Here is a 12,122-nt window from a genome sequence, read left to right as displayed (position 1 = left end):
GAGAAGCTGTCGCTCAGGTGGGCTGAGCACCATGCTGATGGAGGGGCTGGTCGGGCTCGATCAATGCTCACATGCGACCTGCGTTTGCCGTTGCCGGCTATCGCGATGTCCGTTTCTGCAGGCCTGCTCTCCCCCGACTAGCCCCTCCACCGCCTTCGGCGGTCCCCCTCCCCGTGCCGGGGAGGTATTGAAAGAGGTCGCAGCAACAAATCCTTACAGTCGCGCTGCATCGCAGCAAGGCGGGCGGCCTATCTGGTCCGATGACGGTGCACCCCCGGTGCGCGCGGCAAAGGAGTTTGATGATGAACGAGTTGATCGGTCGCGTGTTCGGGTTCGAGAAGACCATCTTCCCCAACCAGAGCGACCTGTTTTCGCGCCTCGTGCGGCACGGCCAGAGCCCCAAGGCGCTGATGATCTCGTGCGCGGATTCGCGGATCGTGCCCGAGCAGATCATGCAGGCGGCACCGGGCGACCTGTTCGTGTGCCGCAACGCCGGCAATATCGTCCCGCCTTACTCGCAGGCCAATGGCGGGGTGACCTCGACGGTGGAGTTCGCCGTCATGGCGCTGGGCGTGCGCGACATCATCGTCTGCGGCCATTCCGACTGCGGCGCGATGAAGGCGGTGAGCAAGCCCGAGACGATGGCCGGCATGCCCAATGTCGCGGCGTGGCTGCGCCATGCGACCGCCGCCGAGTGCGTCGTGTCGTCGGGTTATCCCGATCTCGACGCGGGCGAGCGCGTCCATGCCATCGCACTGGAGAATATCGTCGCGCAGCTCGCGCATCTGCGCACGCATCCGTCGGTCGCGGCCGGGATCGCGCGCGGCGATATCTCGCTGCACGGCTGGTTTGTCGACATCCATGCCGGGCAGATCCTTGGTCTCGATGGCGAGACCGGGCGCTTCATGCCGCTGCGTGAGGATATGCCGCTACCGGTCGCACATGCCTCGAGCCAGCGCTTTGCCGCCGACATCGCCTGGCCGGAGGCGGCGGAATGAGCAGCGCCGTGATAGCTGAAGCCCCCGCCGCGCGCGGCTGGGTGATGCGCGACTTTGCCGCCTCGATCGTCGTGTTCCTCGTCGCCATGCCGCTGTGCATGGGCATCGCGATCGCCTCGGGCCTGCCGCCCGAAAAGGGGCTTATCACCGGCATCATCGGCGGGCTGGTGGTCGGGTTCTTCGCTGGCTCGCCGCTGCAGGTCAGCGGCCCCGCCGCGGGCCTCGCGGTGATCGTGTTCGAACTGGTGCGCGACCTTGGCGTCAGCGCGCTCGGCCCGATCCTCGTGCTGGCCGGCGTGCTGCAATTCGCCGCCGGCGCCCTCAAGCTGGGCGGGTGGTTCCGTGCGATCTCGCCGGCGGTGGTCCATGGCATGCTCGCCGGGATCGGCGCGCTGATCGTGATCGGCCAGTTCCATACGCTGTTCGACGCCCGGCCGCTGGCCAATGGGCTGGAGAACCTCGCCGCCATTCCGGGCCGCATCATGGGCCTGTCGCCGACCAACCTCGCCGCGACCGAGATCGCGCTGCTGATCGGCGTGCTGACGATCGTGCTGATGATCGGCTGGGACAAGGTGCGACCCGCCGCGCTCAAGCTGGTGCCGGGCGCGCTGATCGGCGTGCTGGGCGGCACGCTCACCGCCTTCTTCCTCGGGCTCGACGTGGTGCGCGTCGACGTGCCGCAATCGATCCTGTCGGCGATCGACACGCCGGGTGCGGGCTTCGTGGCGTCGCTCGCCAACCCGACGCTGCTGCTCAGAGCGGTGGCGATCGCCTTCATCGCCAGTGCCGAGACGTTGCTGTCGGCGGCGGCGGTCGACCGCATGCATGATGGGCCGCGCACCGATTACGACAAGGAACTGCGCGCGCAGGGCATCGGCAATCTGTTGTGCGGCGCGGCCGGAGCGCTGCCGATGACCGGCGTGATCGTGCGCAGCTCGGCCAATGTCCAGGCCGGGGCGACGACGCGGCTGTCGACGATCCTGCACGGCGCGTGGATTCTCGGCTTCGTCGCCTTGCTGCCGTGGCTGCTGCGCGAGATCCCGATGGCGGCGCTGGGCGGCGTGCTGGTGGTGACCGGCGCGCGGCTGGTGAGCCTCAAGCATGTCCGCCACCTGTTCGACCATTATGGCGTGCTGCCGGCGGCGGTGTGGGGCGTGACCTTCGTGCTGGTGATCGCGACCGACCTGCTGACCGGCGTGCTGGTCGGGCTGGCGATGTCGTTGCTCGAACTGGCGCCGCATGTCCGGCGGCTGCGGCTGAAGGTCGACACGGTCGAACAGGACGGGCGCTGCCATGTCCGGCTCGACGGCGCGGCGACCTTCCTCGGCCTGCCCAAGCTCAACCGCGTGCTCGACGCACTGCCCGACGGCAAGGCAATGACGCTCGAGCTGCTGCGCGTGCCGGCGATCGACCACAGCGCGGCCGAGACGCTGCGCCAGTGGCTGCAGCGTGTGCGCCAGCGCGGTGGCAGCGTCGAGCTGATCGGCAATAGCCGGCACCTGAAGCGACTGGCGGTGTAATCGCTGCTTCTCGCCCCTCCCCTTCAGGGGAGGGGTTGGGGGTGGGGGAAGTCTCACCGAGACTGGCTTTCGCGGCACTGCTCCACCCCAACCCCTCCCCCGAAGGGGAGGGACTATTCATTCCCAATCCCAGCAACACTTCGTTACGATCGGGCAACGCGCCGGCCCGATCGCTTCGCCAAGATGAAGGCCTCGGCAAGGATGCCTGCACCGCCAGACCCCCGGCGAGAGGCGGGCACCTTGCCGGGCGCAGGTGGGAACGTTCTTCACACGAAAGGATGTTCTCGATGAAGACGTTTGTTGCTCCGGCCGTCGCCCTGTTGTGCGCCGCGCCGGCTTTTGCCGAGGAGACGGCGCCGCCCAAGCCGATCACGCTGTCGGGGAGTGTCGCGCTGGTCTCGGACTATCGTTTCCGCGGCGTGTCGCAATCCGACAAGGGATTCGCGATCCAGGGCGGTGTCATCGCGACGCACAAGAGCGGTCTTTACGGCGGCTTCTGGGCATCGAACCTGGCCGGCTGGGGCACCTTTGGCGGTCCCAATGTCGAGCTCGACCTGTTCGGCGGCTACAAGTTGCCGCTCGGCGGCGGCACGCTCGATGTCGGGGCGACCTGGTACATGTATCCCGGCGGCGCGAAGAAGACCGATTTCGTCGAGCCCTATGTCAAGCTGGGCGGCACGGTCGGCCCGGTCGCGCTGCTCGCGGGCGTTGCCTATGCCCCGGCGCAACAGGCGCTGGGCAATTGGAGCAACACCCCGCAGAGCCGGATCGGCGACAAGGAGGATAATCTCTATCTGTGGGGCGATGCCAGCGCGGGCGTGCCGGGCACCGGGCTGACGCTCAAGGCGCATCTAGGCTATTCCGACGGCAATCCCGGCCTCGGCCCGAACGGCACCAGCGTGGCGCCGACCGGGCGTTACGCCGACTGGTCGCTCGGCGCCGATTATGTGCTGAGCCCGGTGACGCTGGGCATATCCTATGTCGATACCGACATCAGCCGCACCGGTTCGGCTTACCTGCTGCCGAACTTCTCCAGCACCAAAGATGGTTCGCCGATCGCCGGCGCCAAGGTGCTGTTCTCGATCTCGGCGTCGTTCTGACGCGTGATGCGATCCGCCGGACACGGCGGGTCGCGTCCAGTCATCGGCGGGTAGTGGGTCAGTTTGAAAACAAGGGTGCAAACGCGGGCCGCGCCGTGCGATAAGGGGGTATGGCAAAGACACCAAAACGCCCACGCGATCCTAACCAGTTGGCAAAGCTCATAACTGAGATTGCCACAGGCGAAACAACTGATAGCGTACCGACTTCAAGTCCAATGGCCGCTCTTGGCCGGACCGGAGGGGAGAGAGGCGGTACGGCGCGGGCGAAGAGCTTGTCACCGGAGCGTCGCAGCGAAATTGCGAAGCAAGCCGCACAAACGCGATGGACGAAGGCGGACTGATCCCGGCGCTATATGGACTATCGGTCGCGGCAACGCGATGTGAGCAAGCCGACTTTGGGAGCGCAGATTGCGCGCTTATATGTCGATGCGAAGACGGCTCAGATTATGCCATAAAAGACAGCGTTAAAAACGCGGCAATGCCGCATTCCGAGTGGTTATGCACCCGTCTTAGCGAGGCTGCGGGCATTGCGTCACCGACATGCAAAATCGTTTCCGTTGAAGGAGACCGCTGGTTCGGCTCCCGCTGGGAAACTGGGCACAATCCCAAAGACTGGTGGCTCCGAGCAATTTCTGGCGATATCGATTTCGCCCTTTTGGCCCCGACCATCTCGCGTATCTTTGCGTTCGATTTGTTTGTTCACAATGTAGACCGACACTTGAATAACTACATCGTTCGCGAACAGCACTTTGGAATCTCTATTTTATCGTTCGATTTTAGTAGAGCTTGGCTTTGCAATGGCGATGAACTTCCGCCGTTACCGATGTCGCCTAGCGAAAATACAATAGGTGCCATGCGTTTTCTACGCCAGCAGTTTGGCGAGTTCATAATAAAAGATGAAGTAGATGCAGTGTTGGATAACTTATCACTTATTGCTCTTGAGCAAATTAGCGGCTTTATTAACGAAAGCCCAAATGAGTGGTTGACTTTAGACCAAAAATCGTGGATTGATAACTGGTGGGTTTCTGGCGCACGCCTTGATCGCATTGAAGGAATAAGGGAGGGCATAGAAAATGGAACATACCTATAAATATGCAATACTCCAAGTTATTCCCGACATTCGTCGCGGTGAGCGCGTTAATATTGGTATAGTCGTCTTCAAGTCGGATGGTCTGGATATTCGCGTTAGCGAAACTCGAAAGCTTCATGCCCTGACTTTCGGTTCGTGGGATGCAGAAATTGCAGCGTTCACGTCGGCGCTCGCGAAACTAGATCAGCCGGAACAGCGCCCGGAGTTGCGCCTAAAGGCGTTCTCGATAATCGAAAATCAGTTTTCGATGCAAAAGACCGGGTGGTTTAAGGCCCCAACGTCTGGTGCATACGAGTCGATAGTACAGGAAATACTTAAGGATTTGGTTCTTAAGCGTCGTGTCACCAGAAGCCGCGATGGTTCAACAGTTGTATCTGAGATAAGCGCAGTTCTCCGCCGGGCCGAAATATTAGCTAATAAAGATGAGCCGATGGAAAGCGGGAAGGTCTTCAAGAATTATCCGGTATCGCATGAGCTGGAGGCTGATTTTGCCCAGTTAAACTCTAGTTTTCATGTGGCCGCTGTTCTTGATCTACGGGCGAGTAGGCCACAACTCGCGCAGGCCGCTCTTAAGGCGGTTGTGCTGGATAGAGCCGAAGCGGCTTTCCCCGATCGGAAGGTTCATAAGATTGGCGTGTACGCCGCCGCTCCCGCCAGGCTCAATGAACTCAGCGATAATCTAGCGGTGCTCCGCCCCTATGCAGATGATTTGGTGAACTGGGAGGACCCGCATGACCGGCAGTTTTTGGAGCGCACCTTTTACGACGCCTATAATTCGCATCATCCGATTTTAAAGTGACCCTTATGCTTGACGGTCAAGCATAAGGGTCATATATAGAGTCTATGAACAGGCTCTCAAACGATGATCGCGCCAAAATCCTCCACCTTCTGTGCGAAGGTATGAGCATCCGCGCCATCACGCGGCTGACCGGCGCGAGCAAGAACACCGTTTCGAAACTGCTGATCGATGCGGGCAAGGCATGCGCCGCCTATCACGACGCCAACGTACGCAACGTGAAGGCGAAGCGCGTTCAGGTCGATGAAATCTGGTCGTTCACCTATGCCAAACAAAAGAACGTCGCGACCGCGAAAGCCGCGCCGGAAGCTGCTGGCGATACATGGACGTCGACCGCTCTCGACGCCGATAGCAAACTGATCGTCTCCTATCTCGTGGGCGGTCGTGACGGCGAATATGCCATGTGGTTCATTGACGATCTGCGCGACCGTCTCGCCAATCGCGTGCAACTGACCAGCGATGGCCACAAGGCCTATCTCGAAGCCGTGGAAGGCGCGTTCGGCGACGACGTGGACTATGCGCAGCTCGTCAAGATGTACGGCCCCACGATTACCGCACCCGGCCGTTACAGCCCTGCTGAATGCACCGGCGCAAAGAAAGTCCGCGTCACCGGAAGCCCGAACTCCGGCGATGTCTCGACCAGCTATGTCGAGCGCCAGAACCTCACGATCCGGATGCACATGCGCCGCTTCACCCGCCTGACCAACGCCTTCTCAAAGAAGGTCGAGAACCACGCCCACGCGATCGCGCTGCACATGATGTATTATAATTTCGTCCGCATCCATAAGACGCTGCGCGTCACCCCGGCGATGGCCGCTGGCGTGTCGGATCGGCTTTGGGAGATTGCGGACATCGCGAAGCTGGTCGCGGATGCGGAAGAGACTCCAGCGAAGCGCGGCTCTTATCGGAAGCAGGCAATAAAAAACCCCAATGGCTGAACCAAAGGGGTTTCGGATTACCTGTCGTTCTCCTTACAGGTCCGGGCTGGAAAGTTCGGCGCTTCTTTCTAGTTAACGTTACGACCATTACCACAAGCTGTGTCATCGCGATGATGACGCCAGCAGCGGCCCATGACAAGTCCATGGGACTCTCCTTTGCATGGGGTTGCGACACCCCCTTGCCGGCAAGGAGAATCTCTCGATACACGATTTCCGGAAATATTCAAACTGACCCACTACCCATCGGCGGTTCAGCTTCGCCGGATAGATTTCCCGGACCAACAACCCAAGAGGAGGACGATTGATGCGAAGGATTCGTATTGCCGTTCTTGCCGGCGGCGCAACGCTGTTGCTGGCCGGCGCGGCGATGGCGACCAGCCACGACTGGCATGTGATGAAGGTCGCGCTGCCCGACGGCAGCGAGGCGCGTATCACCTATCAGGGCGACGTGGCGCCGCAGATCAGGGTCGCCGGCGGACCGAGCACGCCGGTCGCCTTCGTGCCGCTTGCCGGTTTCGACATGGCGCCGTTCGCCGAGATGGACCGCGTCGCGGCGATGATGGACCGCCAGGCCGACCTGGCGCTGCAGCGGATCGCGATGATGCAGCGCGCGGCGCAGGCCGGCGAGGCGGCGGAGCCGCTGGTTGCCGGCAAGGCGACGCCGGGCGTGGTGTCGTACAGCTATGTCTCGACCGTAACGAGCGAGGGCGGGTGCACGCGGACGGTGACGTGGCGCTCCGATGGCGCGAACGAACAGCCGAAGATGACGAAGACCAGCGCCGGGACATGCGCCGGGGCGAGCGAAAATGCGCCTGCGCAACCGTTGAAAGCGGTGGCACCAGCCGCCGCCGCGCCGCTGCCCAAGACGCGGACCTGACCACGCGGCGGCGACCGGCGCGGTGCCCTCCGCGCCGGTCGCCGCTTGCGCTTGCGGCATGCGCTCTGCTAGCCGCCCGGGTCACGTCCTCGTGACCAGCAAAGAGTGGGCATGTCTGTAGATACCGCAACCGTAAAGAAGGTCGCGAGCCTGGCAAGGATCGCGATCAGCGATGCCGATGCCGAGCGGCTCGTGCCCGAACTCAACAACATCCTCGGCTGGATCGAGCAGCTCGGCGAGGTCGACACGACCGGCGTCGCGCCGATGACCGCCGTCATCCCCAACCATTTGCGGCTGCGCGACGATGTCGTCACCGACGGCAATGTCCGCGACGCCGTGCTGGCCAACGCGCCGGTTGCCGAACATGGCTTTTTCGCTGTTCCCAAGGTGATCGAATGAGCGACCTGACCGATCTCGGCGTTGCGGCGATCCGCGACGGTGTCCGCGAGGGTGACTTCTCGGCGCGCGACGTAGCCGAGGCGTTCTCCGCCAAGGTCAGCGCGGCGAAGATCCTCAACGCCTTTCTGGTCGAGACGCCCGAACATGCGCTGGCCGCCGCCGATGCCGCCGATGCCGCGCGTGCGTCGGGCGAGACACTGGCCCCGCTGGCCGGCGTGCCGATCGGCATGAAGGATATGTTCTGCACCAAGGGCGTCGCGGCGACCGCAGCGAGCCACATCCTGGAAGGCTTCACGCCGCAGTATGAATCGACGGTGTCGGGCAATCTGTGGAAGGCCGGCGCGGGCATGTTGGGCAAGCTCAACATGGACCAGTTCGCGATGGGCTCGTCGAACGAGACCTCGGCGTTCGGCAACGTCATCTCGCCGTGGCGGCGCAGCGATGGCGGCAATGCGCCGCTCGCGCCGGGCGGCTCGTCGGGTGGCAGCGCGGCGGCGATCGCGGCGCGGCTGTGCCCGGCGGCGACCGGCACCGACACCGGCGGCTCGATCCGCCAGCCGGCGTCGTTCACCGGCATTTCGGGGATCAAGCCGACCTATGGCCGCTGCTCGCGCTGGGGCGTGGTGGCGTTCGCCTCGTCGCTCGATCAGGCCGGGCCGATGGCGCGCGACGTGCGCGACTGCGCGATCATGCTCGAGGCGATGGCCGGGTTCGATGCGAAGGATTCGACCTCGCTCGACCTGCCCGTGCCGGCCTGGGAGCAGGGGCTGAACGCGAGCCTGAAGGGCAAGCGCATCGGCATCCCGCGCGAGTATCGCGTCGACAACATGCCGCCCGAGATCGAGGCGCTGTGGCAGCAGGGCATCGCCTGGGCGAAGGACGCCGGCGCCGAGATCGTCGAGGTCTCGTTGCCGCACACCAAATATGCGCTGCCGGCCTATTACATCATCGCGCCGGCCGAGGCGTCGTCCAACCTCGCACGCTATGACGGCGTGCGTTATGGGCTGCGCGACCTGCCCGAGGGCGCGAACCTGCAGGAGATGTACGCCGCGACACGCGCCGCCGGGTTTGGCGACGAGGTCAAGCGCCGCATCATGATCGGCACCTATGTGCTGTCGGCGGGCTTCTACGATGCCTATTTCACCCAGGCATCGAAGGTCCGCACGCTGATCGCGCGCGATTTCGAACAGGCCTGGAACAGCTGCGACCTGCTGCTGACCCCGACCGCGCCCTCGGCGGCGTTCGCGCTGGGCGAGAAGAGCGCCGATCCTCTGGCGATGTACCTCAACGACGTCTTCACGGTGCCGTCGAGCCTCGCCGGCCTGCCGGCGATGTCGGTTCCGGGCGGACTCGACAAGGACGGGTTGCCGCTGGGGTTGCAGATCATCGGCAAGCCGCTCGATGAGCAGGGCGTGCTGAATGCCGGACTGGCGATCGAGGAGCGGGCAGGGTTCACGGCGCGGGCGGAGGCTTGGTGGTAATGGAAAAGAACCAGCTTGGCACGGATGGCGGCGCGAAAGTCAGGTCGCTACCCCGTACCACGATCATGGACCAGCAAGGTCGCGTTTTCCTTGGCGAAACCGTCCGTCGTCGTGCCGGTTTGACGGGAGCTGGCGCAGTCGAATTCTATCTGAATGATCGCGGCGAGATGGTGCTTCGAAAAGCCAATTCCGCCCCAATGAAGAAAATGCCAAAATGACCGAAGCAGCATATCGTATCCATGGCACAACCGGCGAATGGGAGGTCGTGATCGGCCTCGAAGTCCATGCCCAGGTCACCTCCAACGCCAAGCTGTTCTCCGGCGCGGCGACGGCGTTCGGCGCGGAGCCCAATACGCAGGTATCGCTGGTTGATGCGGCGATGCCGGGCATGCTGCCCGTGCCCAACCGCGAGTGCATCCGCCAGGCGGTGCGCACCGGCATGGCGATCGACGCGCAGATCAACAAATGGTCGCGCTTCGACCGCAAGAATTATTTCTACGCCGATCTGCCGCAGGGCTATCAGATCAGTCAGCTCTACCATCCGCTGGTCGGCGAGGGGCGGCTGATGATCAGCCTCGACGACAAGAATCCGGACGAGAACACCAAGGAGATCGGGGTCGAGCGCATCCATGTCGAGCAGGATGCCGGTAAGTTGATGCACGACCAGCACCCGACCCAGTCCTATGTCGACCTCAACCGCTCAGGCGTGGCGCTGATGGAGATCGTCAGCCGGCCGGATATGCGTTCTCCCGCCGAAGCAGGGGCTTATCTGCGCAAGCTGCGCGCCATTCTGCGTTATGTCGGGTCGTGCGACGGCAATATGGAGGAGGGCTCGATGCGCGCCGACGTCAATGTCAGCGTGCGCAAGCCGGGCGACGAACTGGGCACGCGGACCGAGACCAAGAACGTCAATTCGGTGCGCTTCGTCATGGCGGTGGTCGAGCAGGAAGCACGGCGCCAGGTCGATGTGCTCGAAGAGGGCGGGCGGATCGTCCAGGAAACGCGGCTTTACGATCCCGACAAGAACGTCACGCGGTCGATGCGCTCGAAGGAAGATGCGCATGATTACCGCTACTTCCCCGACCCCGATCTGTTGCCGCTCGAACTTGACGACGCGTTTCTCGAGGCGTGCCGCGCGAGCCTGCCCGAACTGCCCGACGCCAAGCGCGCGCGTTACGAGGCACTCGGCATCACCGCCTACAACGCCGCGGTGCTGACCGCCGAGGTCGAGGCGGCGCGCTGGTTCGATACGCTGCTCGAATTGGGCGCGAAGCCGGTCGCGGCGGCGAACTGGGTGACGTCCGAACTGTTCGGCGCGCTCAACCGGCTCGGCAAAGACATCACCGAGAGTCCGGTCACCCCGGGGCAGGCGGCCGAGCTGCTCGCGCTGGTTTCCGACGGCACGCTGTCGGGGACGCTGGCCAAGCAGGTGTTCGAGATCATGCTCGAAACGGGCGACGCGCCGGGCAAGATCGTCGCCGAGCGCGGGTTGAAGCAGACCAGCGACACCGGTGCGATCGAGGAAGTGATCGCCGGCGTGCTGGCGGCAAACCCCAACCAGCTCGAGCAGTTTCGCGGCGGCAAGGAGGCGCTGTTCGGTTTCTTCGTCGGCCAGACGATGAAGGCGATGGGCGGCAAGGCCAATCCGGCAGTCGTCAACGAGTTGCTGCGCAAGGCGCTGGGCTGAACGCTAACGATAAGGGAGCAGGGCGATGATGGCGATGCGGCGGTTGATAGTGCTGGCGCTGGGCCTGATGGCGGCGCCGGCGATGGCACAGACCGCGCCAGCCGCCGCGCCGATTCCCGTCGCCGTGTCTACGCCTGTCGTCCCGGCTGCAGCGCCCGTGCCGCGCGTCGCGGTCGTCACCTCCGCGGGGCGAATCGTCATCGAGCTGGAAACGCAGAAGGCGCCGGTCACCGCCGCCAATTTCTTGCGTTATGTCGACCAGCGCCGGCTCGACGGTGTCAGCTTCTACCGCGATGTGAAGGTCGCGGAGCGCTTCGGGTTCGTCCAGTTCGGCGTGATGGGCGATCCGAAGCGGGTCCTGCCACCGATCAAGCACGAACCGACCAGTGTGACCGGCCTGAAGCATTATGAGGGCACGATCTCGCTCGCGCGGCTGGCGCCTGGAACCGGGCGAGGGGACTTCACGATCAGTGTCGGCGATCAGTTCGGCCTCGATGCCGACCCGACCCAGCCGGGCGACAATCTCGGCTATGCGACCTTCGGACGCGTGGTCGAAGGCATGGACGTGATCCTGGCGATCTTCAACGCGCCGGTCTCGCCGACCGCGACGTTGCTCGGCACGTTCAAGGGTGAGGTGCCGGTAGCGCCGGTCAAGGTTATCTCGGTGCGGCGCATCGCCGCCAAATAACCTGCCCGACGTCGCGGCGGCTTACTGGGCGTCTTCTTCCTGATTGCGCGTAACACCACCCGTGCCGCCGCCACTGGGCAAGCCGGCGCTGGTGAAAGTCTCGGGCTCGGGTCCGCCTTCGCCGCGTTCCACCGCGTCGCGACGCGCTTCCACCACTTGCTGGATATCGCTGCGCTGGTCGCCCGACGGAGTCGGAGTGGGCGAGGGGATATCCACATCGGGCGGCGGCGGCGATACTTCCGGGGGCGCCTGTTCGGGGGTGGGCGGTGCTTCGGGTTGCGGTGCGGTTGCCATGGTCTTCTCCTGTCCCGCGACAACGCGTGATTGGCTCGCTTGTTGCGTCGGGACCCGACCGGAGAGGCAGAAATCACCCAACTGTTTCTGCCGCAGATTGCACCCGCTGCCCGGCTAATTCCGCCATTATGAACCTTTTATACCAACGGCCTTAAAGATTGACCTGTGCCCAGCTTCGCGTTGTGACAGAAGCAACGCGGGCGAGGTCGTTGGCGAAGAAATTCCAGGCATCGCAACATTTTGAGACGACATGA

The 12,122-nt window shown here is 63.6% G+C and carries 13 protein-coding genes; 12 read left to right on the top strand and 1 reads right to left on the bottom strand.

All coding sequences use genetic code 11. The features are described 5' to 3' along the window. The first annotated feature begins 302 nt into the window (after positions 1–302). The 12 genes from U1839_RS24145 to U1839_RS24090 all read left to right on the top strand — a co-directional run bounded on the left by U1839_RS24145 (position 303) and on the right by U1839_RS24090 (position 11,574). On the top strand, positions 303–998 hold the full coding sequence (locus U1839_RS24145; protein WP_332806115.1) for a carbonic anhydrase: 696 nt from the start codon (positions 303–305) through the stop codon (positions 996–998). Then, positions 995–2,518, top strand: a complete 1,524-nt coding sequence (locus U1839_RS24140) for a SulP family inorganic anion transporter (protein WP_332806114.1) — start codon at positions 995–997, stop codon at positions 2,516–2,518. The genes U1839_RS24145 and U1839_RS24140 overlap by 4 nt, the downstream gene beginning before the upstream one ends. 287 nt (positions 2,519–2,805) lie before the next feature. Next, complete coding sequence (locus U1839_RS24135; RefSeq protein WP_332806113.1) at positions 2,806–3,618, top strand: TorF family putative porin; 813 nt, start codon at positions 2,806–2,808, stop codon at positions 3,616–3,618. Between the two features lie 322 nt (positions 3,619–3,940). After that, a complete protein-coding gene (locus U1839_RS24130; RefSeq protein ID WP_332806112.1) occupies positions 3,941–4,708 on the top strand; it encodes a HipA family kinase in 768 nt (255 codons plus the stop codon). Next, on the top strand, positions 4,692–5,507 hold the full coding sequence (locus U1839_RS24125; protein ID WP_332806111.1) for a DUF3037 domain-containing protein: 816 nt from the start codon (positions 4,692–4,694) through the stop codon (positions 5,505–5,507). The genes U1839_RS24130 and U1839_RS24125 overlap by 17 nt, the downstream gene beginning before the upstream one ends. 44 nt (positions 5,508–5,551) lie before the next feature. Beyond that, on the top strand, positions 5,552–6,442 hold the full coding sequence (locus U1839_RS24120) for an IS1 family transposase (protein ID WP_332806110.1): 891 nt from the start codon (positions 5,552–5,554) through the stop codon (positions 6,440–6,442). Between the two features lie 304 nt (positions 6,443–6,746). Next, complete coding sequence (locus U1839_RS24115; RefSeq protein WP_332806109.1) at positions 6,747–7,319, top strand: hypothetical protein; 573 nt, start codon at positions 6,747–6,749, stop codon at positions 7,317–7,319. 111 nt (positions 7,320–7,430) lie between these two features. Then, positions 7,431–7,718: an Asp-tRNA(Asn)/Glu-tRNA(Gln) amidotransferase subunit GatC gene (gene gatC / locus U1839_RS24110; RefSeq protein WP_281126327.1), complete on the top strand. Its 288-nt coding sequence runs from the start codon at positions 7,431–7,433 to the stop codon at positions 7,716–7,718. Further along, positions 7,715–9,199 (top strand): Asp-tRNA(Asn)/Glu-tRNA(Gln) amidotransferase subunit GatA, encoded by a 1,485-nt coding sequence (gatA, locus tag U1839_RS24105; RefSeq protein ID WP_332806108.1) that lies wholly within the window; start codon positions 7,715–7,717, stop codon positions 9,197–9,199. Before gatC ends, gatA begins: the two co-directional genes overlap by 4 nt. Beyond that, positions 9,199–9,417, top strand: a complete 219-nt coding sequence (locus U1839_RS24100) for a hypothetical protein (RefSeq protein WP_332806107.1) — start codon at positions 9,199–9,201, stop codon at positions 9,415–9,417. Before gatA ends, U1839_RS24100 begins: the two co-directional genes overlap by 1 nt. Beyond that, the gene (gene gatB, locus U1839_RS24095) at positions 9,414–10,886 is read left to right on the top strand and encodes an Asp-tRNA(Asn)/Glu-tRNA(Gln) amidotransferase subunit GatB (RefSeq protein WP_332806106.1); all 1,473 of its coding nucleotides are present in this window, start codon (positions 9,414–9,416) and stop codon (positions 10,884–10,886) included. Before U1839_RS24100 ends, gatB begins: the two co-directional genes overlap by 4 nt. Before the next feature lie 28 nt (positions 10,887–10,914). Further along, entirely contained in the window at positions 10,915–11,574 is a 660-nt protein-coding gene (locus U1839_RS24090) for a peptidylprolyl isomerase (protein ID WP_332806134.1), read from the top strand. 21 nt (positions 11,575–11,595) lie between these two features. Here U1839_RS24090 and U1839_RS24085 read toward each other — a convergent pair whose 3' ends face one another. Next, positions 11,596–11,868 carry a hypothetical protein gene (locus U1839_RS24085; RefSeq protein ID WP_332806105.1) on the bottom strand — a complete coding sequence of 91 codons (273 nt, stop codon included), beginning with the start codon at positions 11,866–11,868 and terminating at the stop codon, positions 11,596–11,598. Between the last annotated feature and the right edge of the window lie 254 nt (positions 11,869–12,122).

It is taken from the genome of Parasphingomonas halimpatiens (genome assembly GCF_036663795.1).
In the GTDB taxonomy this organism is placed as follows: domain Bacteria; phylum Pseudomonadota; class Alphaproteobacteria; order Sphingomonadales; family Sphingomonadaceae; genus Sphingomonas.
The sequence above is the reverse complement of the archived record's forward strand: the minus strand, read 5'-3'. Positions and strand labels throughout refer to the sequence as shown.